The organism is Photobacterium kishitanii (genome assembly GCF_000613045.3).
Classification (GTDB): domain Bacteria; phylum Pseudomonadota; class Gammaproteobacteria; order Enterobacterales; family Vibrionaceae; genus Photobacterium; species Photobacterium kishitanii.
This window is the reverse complement of the sequence record NZ_LN794353.1, coordinates 223,986-240,574: the sequence shown is the minus strand read 5'-3', so window position 1 is coordinate 240,574 and position 16,589 is coordinate 223,986. Positions and strand designations below refer to the sequence as shown.

At 35.9% G+C, this 16,589-nt stretch carries 18 protein-coding genes; 11 read left to right on the top strand and 7 right to left on the bottom strand.

Annotated features, from left to right (window positions below; all coding sequences use genetic code 11):
* Nucleotides 1–106: 106 nt before the first annotated feature.
* A complete protein-coding gene (gene ppiC / locus PPBDW_RS16370) occupies nt 107–388 on the top strand; it encodes a peptidylprolyl isomerase PpiC (RefSeq protein ID WP_036790409.1) in 282 nt (93 codons plus the stop codon).
* Nucleotides 389–498: 110 nt separating this feature from the next.
* Here the strand turns inward: ppiC and PPBDW_RS16365 are convergent, their stop codons facing one another.
* A complete protein-coding gene (locus PPBDW_RS16365) occupies nt 499–648 on the bottom strand; it encodes a hypothetical protein (protein WP_155521650.1) in 150 nt (49 codons plus the stop codon).
* 253 nt (nt 649–901) lie between these two features.
* The gene (locus PPBDW_RS16360) at nt 902–1,198 is read right to left on the bottom strand and encodes a hypothetical protein (RefSeq protein WP_036790406.1); all 297 of its coding nucleotides are present in this window, start codon (nt 1,196–1,198) and stop codon (nt 902–904) included.
* A 456-nt stretch (nt 1,199–1,654) separates the two neighbouring features.
* Here PPBDW_RS16360 and PPBDW_RS16355 point away from each other — a divergent pair, with 456 nt between their 5' ends.
* The 4 genes from PPBDW_RS16355 to PPBDW_RS16340 all read left to right on the top strand — a co-directional run bounded on the left by PPBDW_RS16355 (nt 1,655) and on the right by PPBDW_RS16340 (nt 5,247).
* Complete coding sequence (locus PPBDW_RS16355; protein ID WP_146146252.1) at nt 1,655–2,041, top strand: hypothetical protein; 387 nt, start codon at nt 1,655–1,657, stop codon at nt 2,039–2,041.
* Between the two features lie 541 nt (nt 2,042–2,582).
* Nucleotides 2,583–3,599 carry an alcohol dehydrogenase AdhP gene (adhP, locus tag PPBDW_RS16350; RefSeq protein WP_036790399.1) on the top strand — a complete coding sequence of 339 codons (1,017 nt, stop codon included), beginning with the start codon at nt 2,583–2,585 and terminating at the stop codon, nt 3,597–3,599.
* Between the two features lie 346 nt (nt 3,600–3,945).
* Entirely contained in the window at nt 3,946–4,416 is a 471-nt protein-coding gene (locus PPBDW_RS16345; RefSeq protein ID WP_036790396.1) for a hypothetical protein, read from the top strand.
* 483 nt (nt 4,417–4,899) lie between these two features.
* Nucleotides 4,900–5,247: a hypothetical protein gene (locus tag PPBDW_RS16340; RefSeq protein WP_036790393.1), complete on the top strand. Its 348-nt coding sequence runs from the start codon at nt 4,900–4,902 to the stop codon at nt 5,245–5,247.
* A gap of 75 nt (nt 5,248–5,322) precedes the next feature.
* Here PPBDW_RS16340 and PPBDW_RS16335 read toward each other — a convergent pair whose 3' ends face one another.
* Complete coding sequence (locus PPBDW_RS16335; protein ID WP_230850359.1) at nt 5,323–6,426, bottom strand: hypothetical protein; 1,104 nt, start codon at nt 6,424–6,426, stop codon at nt 5,323–5,325.
* Between the two features lie 239 nt (nt 6,427–6,665).
* On the opposite strand from PPBDW_RS16335, the gene PPBDW_RS16330 reads away from it, so the two are divergent.
* The 3 genes from PPBDW_RS16330 to PPBDW_RS16320 all read left to right on the top strand — a co-directional run bounded on the left by PPBDW_RS16330 (nt 6,666) and on the right by PPBDW_RS16320 (nt 9,256).
* Entirely contained in the window at nt 6,666–6,947 is a 282-nt protein-coding gene (locus PPBDW_RS16330; protein ID WP_036790387.1) for a hypothetical protein, read from the top strand.
* Nucleotides 6,948–7,190: 243 nt separating this feature from the next.
* A complete protein-coding gene (locus tag PPBDW_RS16325; protein ID WP_036790384.1) occupies nt 7,191–8,390 on the top strand; it encodes an enoyl-CoA hydratase/isomerase family protein in 1,200 nt (399 codons plus the stop codon).
* A gap of 107 nt (nt 8,391–8,497) precedes the next feature.
* Nucleotides 8,498–9,256, top strand: coding sequence for an SDR family oxidoreductase (locus PPBDW_RS16320; RefSeq protein WP_036790381.1), 759 nt, complete (start codon nt 8,498–8,500; stop codon nt 9,254–9,256).
* Between the two features lie 12 nt (nt 9,257–9,268).
* Here PPBDW_RS16320 and PPBDW_RS16315 read toward each other — a convergent pair whose 3' ends face one another.
* Together PPBDW_RS16315 and PPBDW_RS16310 are read right to left on the bottom strand one after the other, a co-directional pair.
* Entirely contained in the window at nt 9,269–9,376 is a 108-nt protein-coding gene (locus PPBDW_RS16315) for a hypothetical protein (protein WP_036790378.1), read from the bottom strand.
* Between the two features lie 170 nt (nt 9,377–9,546).
* Complete coding sequence (locus tag PPBDW_RS16310; RefSeq protein WP_036790375.1) at nt 9,547–9,903, bottom strand: YibL family ribosome-associated protein; 357 nt, start codon at nt 9,901–9,903, stop codon at nt 9,547–9,549.
* A 153-nt stretch (nt 9,904–10,056) separates the two neighbouring features.
* Between PPBDW_RS16310 and PPBDW_RS16305 the strand changes: the two genes are divergently transcribed.
* The 3 genes from PPBDW_RS16305 to PPBDW_RS16295 all read left to right on the top strand — a co-directional run bounded on the left by PPBDW_RS16305 (nt 10,057) and on the right by PPBDW_RS16295 (nt 12,135).
* A complete protein-coding gene (locus PPBDW_RS16305; protein ID WP_156312906.1) occupies nt 10,057–10,419 on the top strand; it encodes a hypothetical protein in 363 nt (120 codons plus the stop codon).
* Nucleotides 10,420–10,543: 124 nt separating this feature from the next.
* Complete coding sequence (gene cutA / locus PPBDW_RS16300; RefSeq protein WP_036790372.1) at nt 10,544–10,861, top strand: divalent-cation tolerance protein CutA; 318 nt, start codon at nt 10,544–10,546, stop codon at nt 10,859–10,861.
* A 260-nt stretch (nt 10,862–11,121) separates the two neighbouring features.
* Nucleotides 11,122–12,135: a methylenetetrahydrofolate reductase gene (locus PPBDW_RS16295; RefSeq protein ID WP_036790369.1), complete on the top strand. Its 1,014-nt coding sequence runs from the start codon at nt 11,122–11,124 to the stop codon at nt 12,133–12,135.
* Nucleotides 12,136–12,245: 110 nt separating this feature from the next.
* Here the strand turns inward: PPBDW_RS16295 and PPBDW_RS16290 are convergent, their stop codons facing one another.
* Together PPBDW_RS16290 and pflB are read right to left on the bottom strand one after the other, a co-directional pair.
* On the bottom strand, nt 12,246–13,721 hold the full coding sequence (locus PPBDW_RS16290; protein WP_054262239.1) for a DASS family sodium-coupled anion symporter: 1,476 nt from the start codon (nt 13,719–13,721) through the stop codon (nt 12,246–12,248).
* 316 nt (nt 13,722–14,037) lie between these two features.
* Nucleotides 14,038–16,335, bottom strand: a complete 2,298-nt coding sequence (gene pflB / locus PPBDW_RS16285) for a formate C-acetyltransferase (RefSeq protein WP_036790367.1) — start codon at nt 16,333–16,335, stop codon at nt 14,038–14,040.
* Nucleotides 16,336–16,589: the final 254 nt, after the last annotated feature.

Genomic DNA, 16,589 nt, shown 5'->3' with positions numbered 1-16,589 from the left:
TTTCAATGTTATAACATAACGTGACTATTAGCATTTTATGCTAACTAATGCGATAATTAACACATTAACAAGACCTTCATAGTATAGCGATCATAGGTTTATTAGCATGGCTTCAACAGCAGCAGCACTTCATATTTTAGTAAAACATAAAGAACAAGCAGATGATATTCTTGGGCAACTTAAAAAAGGTGCTAAATTTCAGACGCTTGCTAAAAAATATTCTACTTGTCCATCTGGTAAAAAAGGTGGCGATTTAGGCGAGTTCAAAAAAGGTGCGATGGTGCCAGCTTTTGATAAGGCTGTATTTAGCGGTAAAGTGCTAGAGCCGATTGGTCCGATTAAAACTAAATTTGGTTACCATATCATTAAGGTTTTATACCGCACTTAATTTTATTGAGTACGCATAATGATTATACATTTATCTGAATTAGTATAATTCATTTGTGATCCTAACATAGGCAGGATTAACTCCTGCCGTTAGTTTTCACTTTAGGATTCTTAGGCGAGTTCTTTTGTCTGCTTTAGTTCTTCTTTAATTTCTTTTAATCGAGCAATCACGGCTGCGATTAAAAGTGTTGAATCTGGGTTTTGCCGTTCGATATGCTTAAGTTCACTGTAGTACCGAGAGAGCTTTGTTTTTCTTTTCATTAAAAACAGTCCTTTGTTTATTAAATTTAATATCAATATGCGTACTGTTTACTATGGTCGTGGTTGTTTTGCAAGTACTGTAAATAAAGTTGGTTGTTGAATATGTTGTAGGCACTGGTGATTTTTGCTGGTAGTGGGAGTTACAGCCAAAGAATGAAAGCATCATATTATCTATATGTTCTGTTAGTTTTTAGATGATAAATATGAGCTTTCGTATTTTTAGTTAATCTGCAGAATCTGATGTTGACGTGTGTTATAGATCTCGCATTATTACTTCATACTCATCTATAGCATTATCAATTGCCACGTTAAGTTTAGTGGCATCATTTTTATATATCAATAGGTTCCAACATAGGTGCATTATTGTGCCATCCTCAATACAAACTAGATCTGTTGTTTTTTCATGGTTAAAAAAAAACAAATCATTGAAATTAGCTTTATAATTTTTATGTTTAATTTCAACGATTAAATATCCAGTAGGATTAATGGTAAAAATTAACTTGTGATGAATATCACCTTTAATGGCACATGTTACTGTTTTATTATACATAACAATAAATACCTCAGTGAATAGTCTACTGCTAATTATAGTTAGGTATTAGGTTTTACGTACTTAAAATAACGCATAAAAGGTTCGTTATTGTCATTTGTTGAGATGTTAATAAGAGTTTATTGGTAGCTAACTAGTTAAGATGTTAATTGTCATTAGTAAATAACTGAGTAATAGAGGGAGTTACTATCTTTACAGGTTCGAGGTAAAGGAGAATATGAATAGGAGAGGCCAGCGAGTAATAATAAGATTGATTAATTCTTTAAACGGACTTTATTAGTCGGTTTTATAATATAATGAACCAATATCACAATTCCTTCCGTTTTATTATGCATGTAGAGTTATATATATTAGTGTATTCTTTATTGGTATCTCTTGTGTTTTTATGCTTTATTGAAATGCGTTGTAAAACAAAAGTGAGCTTTATTATAGAATAAATAGTTTGTTGGAGTTTACGTGATAATTATTTTATTTTTATTTTGTATGATAGTCTCAATTTTCTTTGTAATTAATATACTCCATATTGTATCTATAGATGAGTTATTTTGGGGAGTTGTATGGATACTAATTCCGTATGGTCTTTTCTGGTCTTGGCTTATTTATGAATTAGATATGGGAGAGTTCGTTTTTTGGCAAGCTTGTATATCAGCCCTTTATTTGTTGATTCTTTGTAGACAGCAGTCAAAGAGAGCTGAAAAAATGCTTGATTCGAAAGGTAAAGATGCAAATGAAGTTCGATATGTTGCAATGCTATATTTAAGGTCTATTCGTAAATATACTTATGGCTCAATTGTATATATATGCTCTTTTATTGGTGGATCTTTTTGGCTCTATTATACCTAAATATTATCCATATATTTTATATCCCGCTAAAGATCTTGATTGTGTAATGAAAAATTGCGCAATCTTGTAAAAATCATTTATCTACCGTCAAAATTATCGATGTGTGTAACTTTATAATTTACTTACATAAAGTGGCCATGATTCGCATTCAGTTGATGTGTTTTAAGATCATTTCAGTCTTGTTACTTTGGTAATCAATATGCAACCAATATCCTATTTATTTGGTAATGGTTAATTACTTTTTAAGTGATTGATCTTCTCTAAAATAGGGTAGAATATCATTACATCAAATCAATCGCGCAGTTCAGTAATTTAATAAATTAATATTTCAATATCAATGGATAAAGAAATATTTATTTATATCTAGAGTGTTTTTATATTAAATTCGAATATTAAAATAATTATAATGTTTGGTTTTTTTTATTGGAATTGATATTTATTACTGATTTCTGTCATTGGTTTTAATTTCTTTAAAGTGGATATTAATGTATTCGTGTCTGTAACTTAATTTTTTTATCGCATTCAAAAAAGGATATTATATATGAAAGCGGCAGTTGCTCATGAGTTTAAAAAGAAACTCGTCATTGAAAATGTTGTTGTTCCCTCAATTGGTGTTAATGATGTATTGGTTAACATTAAAGCGTGTGGTGTATGTCATACGGATATTCATGCTTGTAACGGTGATTGGCCGGTTAAGCCCAAAATGCCTTTAATTCCCGGCCATGAAGGGGTTGGTATTGTTACTAAAGTTGGCGAGAATGTTGAGCATATAAAAATTGGTGATCGGGTTGGCGTTCCATTTCTATATACAGCTTGCGGCTATTGTGACTATTGCTTAGAAGGAAAGGAAACGCTTTGTCCTGATTGTCTTTATACTGGATATCATGTTGATGGCGGTTATGCTGACTATTGTAAAGCTGATGCTCGTTATGTTGTAAAAATTCCAGATGAATTAGGTTTTATTGAAGCTGCACCTTTATTTTGTGCAGGTGTTACATCTTATAAAGCATTAAAAGTGAGTAAAACAAAACCAGGTGATTGGGTTGCTATTGTCGGTGTTGGCGGTCTTGGTCATTTAGCAATACAGTATGCAGTAGCGATGGGATTAAATGTTATTGCGGTTGATACTGGTGAAAATAAAAAAGAATTGTCACTTTCATTAGGTGCTAAATATTTCATTGATTTTAAAATTGAGACTCCTGAGATAAAAATCAAAGAATTATTAGGTACAGGTGTCCATGCTGCTATTTGTTTAGCGGTATCTAAAGCTGGTTTTGAAAGTGCGTATGCATCGATTCGAAGAGGTGGAACATTAGTATTAGTTGGTTTACCGCCAGAGGATATGCCTGTTCCTATTTTTGATACAGTCATTAATGGAATAACATTAGTCGGTTCGATTGTTGGTACTCGTAGAGATTTAGCTGAATGTCTTGATTTTGCGGCACAAGGTAAGGTCAAAACAAACATTGAAGTTAGAAAATTAGAAGAAATTAATACGATTTTTGAGGAACTTGAAAAAGGAAGTGTTACAGGTCGTATTGTGATGGATTTTGAATAAAGAGAAATTCTATTATCTTTGTTCTATATTGTTGAAATATAAATAATAGCTGTTTTAAAGTAATCAGTGATTGTAATATTTACATTACAACCACTGATTTCTTTTTATGGGAATTTTTTACTTACCCTAGTAAGTGACGTTGTAACTACATTAGTGTGAGCTGTTATGTACTTGGTGTTCATATAATTACATATACTTTTAACTCATATAAGGAGCTATCAGGTAAGATTGAGTGATTTCTATGGGGGAGGGGGTTTCTGGGATGATACTTATGAATAAATTTAATAATACTTAAGAAATTAAAGCCAAAATGTTTTATATTTATTTTTTTGGATGGATTATTTAAATGAATACTCATAAGCTTATTCGCCAGATAGTATTTTATTCTTTATCGGCGGTTGTTTTTTTTAGTGCTTTAGAAGCAGCAAAATTTGTTTATTTGTTAGGCTCAAGTAAAGAACTTTATCCGATTTCTATTTTTGGTTTTTCTCTTTTTTATAGTACATTATTGCTTATTGTGTCATACATTTTGGGGCAGAAATTATTATTTGAAGCAAGTCGTAGTAATCAATTATTCACTATTAAAAGAAATTCATACAGAACATTGTGTATGTTGAGCCTATTCTCTGGCTTAAGTGTTATTAATGCTATTGTTTTATCAGAGTTTTCTTCTGGTAGGTTAATCTCATCTAGCTTAGATAACCTTTGTGTTTTATCGCTACAATATGGTGTACCCATTGTATTTGTGACATTCATTTTACTCTTCGTTGTTATGGTAATTAATAATATTATTGTCGGCCGAATGAGTCATACTTAATAGTGCTATGGTATATCAAAGGGGATGCATTAGGCTCATCTTTGATATACACATATAATCTCTTATTTAACTCGCTGTTTTTTTTAATTACCGTTCATCTCGGTATATTACCATTGGTCGCTTTTTTCTGCGTCACCCCGAATTTCCTCATAATATGTCGTCATTGAGTTGCTAACATGGGTAGAGATGACTACTGTTCAGCTTCATTTCTAACGGTAGTAAATCTTTGATTTTCATGACTAACTATGTTAGTGCTCGTTTGTTTAATGTGAAAGGCTTTATTTACGCGGAGGGTAAACTCTTTACTGGTCAAATGCACGTTTATATTGGCAATGAAAAGTTACCAGTGAGCCGAGCTTTAAAAAGCTTATTTAAAGGTATGTAATCTAACTTGCCGGTTAATTTATTGTATTAATATTCCAATAGGCGATATTGGGGTATGATTAATAACAGTGATTTAATCTATTTTGGTAAGGTAAAGATATGCGTTATTCATGGGCGATGGTCGGTGTGGTTGCACTTTTATCGGGTTGTAGTACTTCTGCTTTAACATCAACACCTTCTACAACTCCTGCGGCAAAGGCAGCATCAATCCAAACAGCTAAACCTCTTACTATTAGTGAGCAATTTATTAAACATGGCTACGATGATGGTTGTAAAGATGCATTAAATAATCAATGGCAACCATCAAAAATGATCCTGGATGATATGAAGGGTGTCGAAAAAATGAAATATATTGATGGTTGGAAGCAAGGCTATAAACGCTGTGTCATTGGTTTAGGGCCGGTAGTCATCAATGATACAATGCCTATTTCTCATCAGAAAAAATAATAAAAAAGACAATACCTTACACCTTTAAGTTACGGTAATTTTAGGCTTGGTGACTTAAAGGTGTTTTTATTATCGTTAGTTGTGGTCAGCAATGGTTCGCTGCTTTACTGGTTTAGGAATATAACGCCCTAATTCATCAATCTTACGGTTTTTAGAAAAGAACATTTCAAGTTCAATCATAATGCCAAGGTTAGCGCGATAATTGTAATCGCGTGGAAATTCAAGTTGTGGTCTCGCTGCGAGATAAAGCCAGTGCTTGTACATTCGACGTTTCCACTCGGTGGAAATCCAATAGTTAGTGACTTCCTTTATCTCATTTGTATCAGCACTTATTCCAATTGAATATTCAAATAAATCTTTATCCGTTGCGCGTTGATAAATATTGAGTTGTTGTACAAGTTCCCATTTATCACCGTCTTGCAAGTATTGAGCACTGGTTGTGGTTCTGAATATATTTTTATGATCTGGGGTCAGGGCGTAAAACCCACTCATTTGAGTAAGAGATCCAAGTCCTTTGGAATGGTAATAGAATAACTCTTGGTCGAATTGGGTGGTCCAATTTTGACTAATATTATCAACGCGTGAGAGGCTAGCTTTTGTAAAGGGATCAAGTGGTAATTTTATTTTAATACCAATATCGAAATCAGATGTCCAATTGCCAAATTGTGCATCTTGTAGTCTGAATCCTCCTATAGTATCGCCAGCTTTGGTTTTACTGCCAGATGCAATTCCCCGTTGTTTGCTTTCAAGACTATCATAATCACTTGGCTCTGAATCGAGGATCAGTTTCCAATCGCGTTTAACGTGCGGTAGATCAAGCTTGAAGTATACTTTGAAGTCGTTTTCTAACTTTCCGCGGTGGGAGTAGATTGCTCGATGACGAATTCGAAGATAACTGCGGTTAGTGAGCTTTTCTTCATCTTCATCTTTGGTAAGACTTTGATCGAGATACTCACCGATATTGTGTACTGAGTCACTCATTGATCGCTGGGAACTATCAATCCATTGCTTCATGTTATGCGATGTATCATTGAGTGGCGTAGCATGTGGCAATGAGTTCGTTACGGTGTCATTTACTGTTGGCTCTTGAGTAACAGGTTCCGCGTAAATAGCTGTGGTATAGAAAAGACACAATGACAAAGAGGTGTAAAAGAAGGGGATGTGTTTTGAAGTATTCAATGTGATGTCATGTCCTTACTTTTTGTTGCGGAATTTTAATTTTTATATCATGTACGACAACTATACTGATTAAGAAATTAACGATGAATAATTAAAGTGTAGATTATTATGTTTATTGACATATTTAACATTTTATATTTATTGTTTACTTTTAGAGGTTAATACAATAAATGAGAGGCGGCAATTGTTTTTAGCTGATCGTTTTTGAGTATTATTATTGTAGTTTTTCAGGAGGTGATATGGATAGCTCAGAGTTTAAAAGTGTAAAACGAGAGATATCAGGAACAGTGAATGATATTTTTGATGATTTCGAAGAGTCAAATAGCCGCCTACCTACAATGGAAGAATTTCAAGTTATTATTGCCGATGCTGCGAGTCATTATTTAGGTCCTATAGATCAAAATGCTGTTGATGGTATTAATGCAAATTTAGAACGCCAGCGAATACGTGAAAAATTATTGTGGGATGCTGCAGCTGAGCATGAAGTGGCAATTCGTATGCGTCGTGATCGTGATGGCTAATTATTATCGTATATTGTTCTGTGAGCGTCTAGTATTAGTATTGTTAACTCGTTGATATTACGTATAACAATAGAGATATAGCTTTATTTAATACAATAAAATTATTAATAGTTGAGTTATTTGTATAATTAATGATAAAACTGAAAACTCTGTTTTCAACACTATTTCTTAACTATCAGCCAGATAGAGGCTATAAATAGCACATTATTGCTAAGTTGATGGATTATTCAAAGAGGTTTAAGGATGACTGGAAAAGTAAATATATCTGAAATTCGATGTAGCAGTGGGCATGCGGTTGGTGTACTGGAGCTGGATAATGCGTCATCATTAAATGCATTGACACTGACAATGTTAAGGACGATTCAGCAGCAGTTACTGCATTGGAAGCATGATGAAAACATTGTTAGTGTGATTATCCAGTCTGTAGGTGAAAAAGCATTTTGTTCTGGTGCCGATATTCGTGCACTTTACTATGCATTGGAAAATGATCCAGCAGTTAATGCTATTAGTCAGACAGCGAACCCAACAACAGATGATTATATTAAGCGTATTAACAATGAACAAAGCTACTTAGCAAAGCCTTTTTTAATTGATTATTTTACAGTTGAGTATAGCTGTGATTATCTAATTCATAATTATCCTAAGCCTATCATTGCATGGGGGAACGGATTAATTATGGGTGGTGGACTTGGTTTATTTATTGGAGCAAGTCATCGAGTTGTTACCCCATCAGCATTGCTTGCGATGCCAGAAATGAAAATTGGTCTATACCCTGATGTTGGTGCAACGTGGTTTTTAAATCAGCTTCCAGCTGGAATTGGTTTATTTTTAGGTTTAACTGGCGCAGATGTAAATGCGAGTGACGCATTGGATCTTGCAATGGCCGATCACCTTATTGTTGATAGTGATCGTGAACATCTGATTAAACAATTAAAGCATTATCCTTGGCAAAATACAGCCGAAAACCAAGTCGCTACAGTTATAACTGAAATGTTAACTAAGATAGCAACAGACTCAGAGAGACAGCGTCCGCCGAGTCAAATGATTCCATATTTCCCTCAAATTCAAGCTGCTTGTGTTGCACCAACGCTTGATATTGTTTATGAACAAATTAATGCTATTTCAGGGTTAGGATGCTGGCTTGAAAATGCTAAACAAACGCTTATGGATGGCAGTCCATTATCAGCTCATATTTGTTTTCAGCAAATACACCAATACCACCAAGCAAGTCTAGCTGATTGCTTATTAATGGAACTATCACTTTCTGTTCGATGTGGATTGGTCGGTGAATTCAAAGAAGGTGTTCGAGCACGATTAATTGATAAAGACAACCAGCCAAAGTGGCTATATAAGACTATTTCAGAAGTTGATACACATCTGGTTGATAGTTTATTTACGCCTTTATGGCACAAGCAAGAAAATCCATTGACTGATTTGCTCTAATTACACGAATAATTAAACGGTATTGTGCTTTATCCATTTTTTCGCGTGTTGATGTTAATCAGTGTCTTTGGAATATATTTATAAAACAGCTTTAGGAGCTAATTAACGTGGACATTGAGAATAGTGTTGTTGTCATAACAGGAGCAAGCCAAGGGCTAGGACAGATGATGGCAGTAACGCTTGCACAGATGGGAGCACAGCTCGCTTTAATTGATGTGAATACGGCAGGGTTACGACAAACGCAAGATCAATGCCATATGCTAAATAGTCTGGCACGTATTTATGAAGCGGATGTGACGAATGAATTTGAAGTCGAACAAGCCTTTTCAAATATCATTGAGGACTTTGAGCATATTGATATATTAATTAATAATGCTGGCATCCTTGATGATGGTTTGTTAGTTAACAAAAATCACAATGGCATCAGCAAAATGTCATTAGAACAGTTTCAAACAGTGATGGATGTTAACGTAACGGGGACATTCTTATGCGGCAGAGAAGCGGCTAAGTGGATGATAGAGAATGAAACCAAAGGCGTTATTATCAATGTATCAAGCGCCGCTCGTGCAGGAAATATCGGTCAAACAAATTATGCAGCCTCGAAAGCGGCTGTAACAACGATGGCTGTAGGTTGGGCTCGAGAGTTAGGCCAATATGGTATCCGTGTTGCTGCAATTGCTCCTGGTCTTATTGATACACCAATGGCTGCACAAATTAATGATGACACGATTGAGCGAATGTTGGCGGAAGTGCCGCTAGCGCGTATTGGTGATCCAACAGAGATTGCCCATTCGGTGAGATTCATTATTGAAAATGATTATTTCACCGGCAGGGTACTTGAAATTGATGGTGGCTTACGATTGTAATCTAGCGGGTTGTTAAAAGTGGTTATACAGTGCAACTAATGCTAAAACACCACCAACGACAAACATTACCATCGATAAACCAAACGCGAATTTTGCCATATACGGCATTAGTTTTTCCATTAGAGAATCCAAAGAGCGGTGAAGAAATATATTCTACCTCATATTATGTACTAATAAGTAACACTATTGAGGTATAGCTGTATTCTTGACATAAAAAAAGATCGTCATTTGACGATCTTTTTATGCCGATTTGGCCATATTTGTTTATAAGTTACTTTACTAAACAGATATTAGAATGCTTTCGGTGCGTAACCTGTAACAGCTTTAATACCCATACTACGGCCAAGTGCTGTCATTGGGTGAACAACGACAAGGTCTTTAACTGATTTTTTCAGTTTACCCATATCAGCTTGTTCTGCTTTTGTTAACACGCGATTAAAAGCAAGAGATTTAACATCTTTACTTTTGTCACTCACTACTGATGACTTACGGTGTTTAACGTTTTGTGCTTTTTTGTTCAGGCTAAGAAGCTCATCTTTAAACTGCTTGATGATAACTTTATCATCACGTTGAATAGCAGCAGCAAGTTTACGCTGGCACTTGTCCATACGGTTGTTAAGATTTTGAAGCTCTTGGTTTAAATTCATTTCATTACCTTTGTATTTACACTCGCAATACACTAAATCGTAGTGTTTACGATGAATAGGTATTGAGTTGCCGCTAGTATACATTATATTTTTGCTAACTGGATCGCTATCCGGCAACTATTTTTGTTAGAAATTGCATTTTTATGGACATATATGCCACATTCACTGTTTAGATATATAGCGGCTATCGAACATCACCAACAAAGTGGCAATACAGACATAACTATTTCTTGCTGTATGACTGCTGATTTTTCGTATTCTGATGACGAAGTTGATGTTATTCGAAAGGAAACAGTATATGACTTTGCTGATGGCGTACAAATTAAATATGTTATTGAATATGACGATGTTGCTATCGATGATAATGTTTGTCCAGAATGTTGGATAAATTACCAAGTTGTGGTGGATCCTTTTGATACTATAAAACCATCAAAAAAATCATTTTATAATCGCTGTCAGCAGCAGTTTTGGCTAAAAACGATGATGATGGCTAGCAGTGATAACCACCATGATTAATTGGTTATGGTTGCGCTTTTAGCGATAAATATCAATGATGGCAGATCGCTGCTCATTTTACGTACTTCAGTTATATGAGAGACAAGTGGTTTGATTTGTAAGTTTTGTAATGCGGAGAAATAAAATGTTAACAGATTATTGTGTCATTATTACCACGTTTGCAGATGATGATAATGGTCAAACAATCATTAATGCATTACTTGAACAGCAGTTAGCGGCATGTATTCAAGTGATACCGATTAAAAGTTACTATCATTGGCAGCAGAAAATTAATTGTGACCAAGAACATCAATTAATCATTAAAACTAAAACAGCGCTATTTGAGCGAGTAAAAGCGGAGATTGAGAAGCACCACCTTTATCAAACTCCCGAAATTATCCAGCTTCCTATCACCAATGGCTCGAAAGATTATTTAGCATGGATAAATCAAGTCTGCTTGTAATTTTATATTATTGAAAATAATACGAATATATTTTGATTTCTGCGTAGTGATTAGGTACAAGTAATTAGGGCTTTGTAAGGAAATAGCTAATTTACCATCAAAGTAATTAGCATCTGGTTGGAAGTTGTAATAGTTTTAATCCAAGGATGTAACAGTTACTAGATGCTATTTAGTGACTGTTAAGAAATATTTTTCAGAGTAGATAGAATGATTAATGGCTTTGCTTAAGCGTCTACTACAACACATGGAAGTGATTATTAATGGTAAATCAAGATCTAGTAACAAATACAGAATCAGAACTACGTGTACGTTATAACGACATTACACGCGGTGTGTACTTTATTGGTACAACCCCCCCTAAAACTAATACACCTCTAGACGAAGTTGAAACTATTGCTGATAGATTAGTGAATCGTATTAAAGATCTGGCTATCGATGGCCTTATTGTTTATGACATTCAAGACGAAGTTTCACGGACTAAAAAGCCGCGTCCATTTCCATTTAAATCCACGCATGATCCTCGCTATTATTCATCATTGCTTAATAAAAAAACGGGGCGTCCCGTCATTACTTATAAAAGTGTGGTGCAATCAGAAACTGATGCATTTGATGAATGGTTAAATGAAGCATGGCACGAATATCAAGTGCGTGACATTGTATTGGTTGGTAGTCCCTCAGCTAAAAATGAAGTGTCATTACCGTTATCAGCAGCTTATCAAGCGTTAGCTGAAAATAAGAATAACTTTTTTACTGGCGGTATTATGATTGCTGAACGCCATGCTAAAAAAGGTAATGAGCATGAACGTCTCATTGAAAAATACCAGCAAGGGTGTAATTTTTTTATCTCTCAGGCCATTTATGATACGCAAGCAACGATTGATATTTTGACCCGTTATGCGATTGAATGTAAACAAGATGGCATTAAACCACAGCGTATTTTATTGACATTTTCGCCATGTGGAAGTGCAAAAACATTAGAGTTCATTGAGTGGCTCGGTGTAAGCGTTCCAGAAGCGACTAGTTTACGTATTCTCAATGCCACCAACCCATTACATGAATCGATTAAAATGTGCTGCAATAGCCTCAATCAGATTTTAGATGCGGTAGTTGAATATGATTTGCCGTTAGGGTTAAACATTGAAAGTTTAACTAACCGTAAAGAAGAAATTGATGGTTCAATTTTATTGTATAAATTATTGCGTGCTTCAATGGATAGCCATCTAGCCAAACATGAGTTTCGTATGTTACAAAAAAATACAGTTACAGTGCTGTAGTTAATTAATGTTCAGATTATTTTGGAACTCTAGAATATAAATAATAAGCCCATACTCTTTCTTGCTGAAAGTGGATGGGCTTATTTGATCATTGGATATGTCTTAGATTGTTACATTAAGCCCAAAATAGACCACCATATAATTCCAGAAGTCATAAATATTATTGCGCCGCCAACGGAGATAATTAAACCAATTTGCATCCATTGTTTATCATTGTGGTATTGATAGCCCATTAATAATGGATTGCGTGCATGGCTATATGTTGTCAAGTTACACCCAATATTGGTGATGCCAGCCACGGCTAAAATGGAAATAAGTGGGTTAACCCCTAAAGCCATTAGTGAGCCAATAATTACTGGACCTAATGCAACCACTTTTGCTGTGCCTGAAGCAAAGAAGTAAGCGGTTATAAGATAGAAAACCATCATCACAATCAAAATTAACGTTGGACTCGCGTGACCCATATGTTGACTGATTAAATCTGATACACCATGGCCAACCCATGCGGTAAAACCAAGTTTCTTAAGTTGGCTTGCCATACCCATTAATACTGCAAACCAAATTAGCGTATCCCATGCGCCTTTTTCAGACTTCACATCATTCCAGTTTAAAACCCCTAATACTAATAGGGCAGATAAGCCAATAAATGCTGATGTGGTTGAATGTAAATGTAGAGATTGTCCACCTACCCACATAACAATCAATGCGATAAAAACAGCAATTAACTTCCACTCTGCAATACTTACTGGACCTAAATGCAGTAAAGCTTGTTTTGCATAAGCAGGAGCTTGTGGTGTGTGCTTGGTGTCTGGATTAATAAATTTAAACAGAATAAATGGAATAGTAAGTAGTAAGATCGCCGCCGGCATCAGCAAATAAAGCGCCCAGTGGCTAAAGGTCATATTAATACCAGCAACAGAAGCTGCAATACCGACTAAAGCGAGATTACCTGCAAATCCTGTTTGGAAACCTACTGCTGATGCATCGTTCATTGCACTTACTGAAGAAATTAGGTATTGACCCAACTTGCGATCATCTTTATTGATGACTTTTGCCAGTGAGTCTGCAATAGGGGAGATAATTGCTGAACGTGCAGTATTACTAGGCGTTGCTGGTGCGATAAGAAAATCAGCAATACCTAAACAATAAGCAATACGTAAAGAAGATTGACCAAACCAACTTAGTAATATGAGTGCGATACGTTTTCCCAATCCTGTTTTAGCAAAGGCACGCGCAATCATAAACGCAATGACAATAAGCCAAATAAGGACATTATTAAAATTGCTGGTAGCAGCCATAATAGCCGCTTTTGCTGAGGTTTCCCCGCCAGCATGGAGTATTGCATAGGCTGAAACTGCAATAACGGCAACGGCACCTGTTGGTAAGACATTAGTCACGATAGCAACGATAGTAGCAATGAAAATAATAGCGGTATGAAATGCTGCCATATTTAATGCTGGTGGTATGTTGATATAGTGCCAACAAAGGGTACTTAGTAATAAAATAATGAGTGTAGGAATAATTTTGATAGCAAAGATTGGTTCGTGTTCTGATGGTGATGTTTTTTGAGCGGCAGTTGTTGTCATTATATTCTGATTACTTTGTTTCATATGCTTATATGGTATATAAGATTTAAATAATTCACACCAATAAGTTACCTAATATCTATATTAATCATGAAATATATATCTAATATCAAAAATAATGTGTTTTTTGATAAAAAGGCAGCCAATAAGAGCTGTTTTTTTAGACTACTTAATCGCGTAGATAGATCAAAAAAACGCCACTTTCAACTCTTTCTCGTTGAAAATGGCGTTTAAAGATAACAAATAAAACTAGGTAGTCATGCCATTTTGTTTGTTATCATACTCTTCTAAACTGTTATATTTATTATTGTCGTCGTTATATTTTGTTAGTAAATGTGCGAGTAATTACATCCTGTTGTTGTTCACGGGTGAGTGAGTTAAAGCGCACAGCATAGCCAGAAACACGAATAGTTAACTGTGGGTATTTCTCTGGGTGCTCAACTGCGTCTAATAATGTGTCACGGTTAAGTACGTTAACATTTAGATGTTGACCGCCTTCAATGCCATCTGTTGCGCCTGTTGCTTCGTGGTGGAAGTAACCATCCATTAATGCTGCGAGGTTATTTTTTTGGGTATCTTCATCTTTACCTAGTGCATTAGGTACAATAGAGAAAGTATAAGAAATACCGTCTTTCGCATAAGCAAAAGGTAGTTTTGATACTGATGTTAGTGATGCAACCGCACCGTTTTCATCGCGGCCATGCATCGGGTTAGCCCCAGGACCAAATGGCATACCAGCACGACGACCATCTGGCGTATTACCTGTCTTCTTGCCGTATACAACATTCGATGTAATTGTCAAAATTGACTGTGTTGGAATTGCTTCACGGTACATGTGCATAGTTTGAATCTTCTTCATGAAGCGTTCAACTAGATCACAAGCAATGTCATCTACACGTGCATCATTGTTACCGAATTTAGGATAATCACCTTCAATCTCAAAGTCGATAGCCACGCCATTTTCGTCACGAATCGGTGTTACTTTAGCAAATTTGATCGCTGCTAATGAGTCAGCTACAACAGATAGACCTGCAATACCACATGCCATAGTACGGCGTACATCGCGATCCATTAATGCCATTAGTGACGCTTCATAGCTGTAGCGGTCATGTGAGTAATGAATAATGTTGAGTGCAGTTACATATTGGGTTGCTAACCAATCAAGCATTTCATCATAACGTGGCATTAGTGTGTCAAAATCAAGAACTTCATCATTAATTTTAGCAACTTGAGGACCAACTTGTAGTTGTGATTTTTCATCAACACCACCATTGATGGTATACAGTAGTGCTTTAGCAAGGTTGGCACGCGCACCGAAGAATTGCATGTGTTTACCAACAATTTGTGGGCTCACACAACAGGCAATAGCGTAATCATCATTGTCGAAATCGGGACGCATTAGATCATCGTTTTCGTATTGAACTGATGAAGTATCAATTGAGACCTTGGCTGCATATTGCTTAAATGCAATCGGAAGTTGCTCTGACCAAAGAATGGTCATATTCGGCTCAGGTGCAGGACCCATTGTATGTAAAGTATGCAAGTAGCGGAATGTAGTCTTAGTCACTAACGTTCGACCATCAACACCCATACCAGCCATCGCTTCAGTTGCCCAAATTGGGTCACCAGAGAACAATGAATCATATTCAGGTGTACGTAGGAAGCGTACCATACGTAGTTTCATGATGAAATGGTCAACCATCTCTTGCGCTTGTTGTTCGGTGATTAAACCGTTAGTAATATCACGCTCGACGAATACATCAATAAATGTTGATGTACGACCAAGCGACATTGCTGCGCCATTTTGTGATTTAACTGCGGCAAGGTAACCAAAGTAGGTAAACTGAATCGCTTCTTGCGCTGTTTTGGCCGGCAAAGACATATCTATGCCATATGACAGGCCCATTTGACGAATATCTTCTAGTGCTTGAACTTGATCAGCAAGTTCTTCACGTAGACGCATGGTTTTCTCTAAATCTTGGCCTTGCTCAAGGAAAGATTGAGTTGAATTATACTGCTCTAATTTATCAGCTTTAAGAAAATCAATGCCGTATAGTGCTAAACGGCGGTAATCACCAATAATACGTCCACGGCCATAAGCATCAGGAAGACCGGTGATAATACCTGAACGACGACAAGCTAAAATTTCTTTAGTGTACAAATCAAAACATGCTTTGTTATGTGTTTTGCGGTAATCAGTAAAGATTTTTTCAACCATTGGGTCTAATTCACGACCGTAAACTTCACATGAATTTTTCACCATGCGAATACCGCCATTGGCAATAATTGCACGTTTTAATGGTTTATCGGTTTGTAGACCAACAATTTTCTCGAGATCTTGGTTAATATAGCCAGCACCGTGAGAAGTGACAGTTGAAGGTAAGTCAGTGTCAAAGTCAACTGGTGCGTGGGTGCTACTTTCTTGCTTAATGCCTTCCATTACATCATTCCATAATGATGTTGTAGCATTTGTTACATCAGCTAAGAAAGACTCATCGCCTTCATATGGGGTGTAGTTGGTCTGAATGAAATCGCGCGTATTAACGCTAGTTTGCCATTCACCTTTACTAAAACCACGCCATGCTTCAAGCATGTCAGTTGTTGGGATTGTCATAATACTTACCTCTAACTAAAAATTTGAATGCAGTGATCAGGGGTGACAACTGATCGCTATTTGATTGAGTACGGTTCATCCAACCTTGTAAGTGTTGAATTGAGGTGCTGATTATTACTTTCTATATTAATAAGTTGGCTTTTTTTATTGCTGCAAAATTAGACCTAATTTAGACGTAATATGCTGCCTGTTTGCCTTGAGCTAATAGTATGACTAATACCATAATGAGTAAAATGAATGCTTTTCATTTTCAA

What these genes read in the sequence shown, in the direction of transcription:
- PPBDW_RS16360 (WP_036790406.1), bottom strand. Translation starts at nt 1,198, where the DNA reads ATGTATAATAAAACAGTAACATGTGCCATTAAAGGTGATATTCATCAC.
- PPBDW_RS16365 (WP_155521650.1), bottom strand. Translation starts at nt 648, where the DNA reads ATGAAAAGAAAAACAAAGCTCTCTCGGTACTACAGTGAACTTAAGCAT.
- PPBDW_RS16295 (WP_036790369.1), top strand. Translation starts at nt 11,122, where the DNA reads ATGGTAAATCAAGATCTAGTAACAAATACAGAATCAGAACTACGTGTA.
- PPBDW_RS16315 (WP_036790378.1), bottom strand. Translation starts at nt 9,376, where the DNA reads ATGGAAAAACTAATGCCGTATATGGCAAAATTCGCGTTTGGTTTATCG.
- PPBDW_RS16345 (WP_036790396.1), top strand. Translation starts at nt 3,946, where the DNA reads ATGAATACTCATAAGCTTATTCGCCAGATAGTATTTTATTCTTTATCG.
- PPBDW_RS16325 (WP_036790384.1), top strand. Translation starts at nt 7,191, where the DNA reads ATGACTGGAAAAGTAAATATATCTGAAATTCGATGTAGCAGTGGGCAT.
- PPBDW_RS16305 (WP_156312906.1), top strand. Translation starts at nt 10,057, where the DNA reads ATGCCACATTCACTGTTTAGATATATAGCGGCTATCGAACATCACCAA.
- adhP (WP_036790399.1), top strand. Translation starts at nt 2,583, where the DNA reads ATGAAAGCGGCAGTTGCTCATGAGTTTAAAAAGAAACTCGTCATTGAA.
- PPBDW_RS16290 (WP_054262239.1), bottom strand. Translation starts at nt 13,721, where the DNA reads ATGACAACAACTGCCGCTCAAAAAACATCACCATCAGAACACGAACCA.
- PPBDW_RS16330 (WP_036790387.1), top strand. Translation starts at nt 6,666, where the DNA reads ATGGATAGCTCAGAGTTTAAAAGTGTAAAACGAGAGATATCAGGAACA.
- ppiC (WP_036790409.1), top strand. Translation starts at nt 107, where the DNA reads ATGGCTTCAACAGCAGCAGCACTTCATATTTTAGTAAAACATAAAGAA.
- pflB (WP_036790367.1), bottom strand. Translation starts at nt 16,335, where the DNA reads ATGACAATCCCAACAACTGACATGCTTGAAGCATGGCGTGGTTTTAGT.
- PPBDW_RS16340 (WP_036790393.1), top strand. Translation starts at nt 4,900, where the DNA reads ATGCGTTATTCATGGGCGATGGTCGGTGTGGTTGCACTTTTATCGGGT.
- PPBDW_RS16310 (WP_036790375.1), bottom strand. Translation starts at nt 9,903, where the DNA reads ATGAATTTAAACCAAGAGCTTCAAAATCTTAACAACCGTATGGACAAG.
- cutA (WP_036790372.1), top strand. Translation starts at nt 10,544, where the DNA reads ATGTTAACAGATTATTGTGTCATTATTACCACGTTTGCAGATGATGAT.